Annotated in this window: 1 protein-coding gene; it reads left to right on the forward strand. The window is 73.4% G+C overall.

The window, feature by feature from the left end:
- Positions 1-508, forward strand: a 508-nt coding sequence (locus tag ACYVIH_RS22530; protein ID WP_460871787.1) for an IS110 family transposase, incomplete at both ends; no start/stop codon positions are given.

The raw sequence follows: 508 nt of genomic DNA on the forward strand, positions 1-508 counted from the left end.
ACCGAAGCTGATGGCCCAGACCCGCGCATCGGCACGCACCCGGGGCAAGTCCGACCCGATCGACGCCCTCGCGGTGGCCCGGGCGGTGCTGCGCGAGCCCGACCTGCCGGTCGCTTCCCACGACGAGGTCTCCCGGGAGCTGAAGCTGCTGGTGGACCGGCGCGAGGACCTGGTCGCCGAGCGGACCCGGATGATCAACCGGCTGCGCTGGCACGTGCACGAGCTCGACCCTGCCCGCGACCCCAAGCCGCGGTCGCTGGACCTGGCCAAGCACCGCGACGCGCTCGCGGAGTGGCTGGCCACCGAGCACGGGCTGGTCGCCGAGATCGCCCGCGACATCCTGGCCGACATCACCCGCTCCACCGTGGCGATCAACGCGCTGGAGCGGCGGATCACCGCCCGGGTCAAGGAGGTGGCGCCGGTGCTGCTGGCCATGCCCGGTTGCGGCGCGTTGACCGCGGCCAAGCTGGTCGGTGAGGCCGCCGGGATCACCCGGTTCCGTTCCGAG

The sequence above is a fragment of the Nocardioides pakistanensis genome (assembly GCF_054781215.1).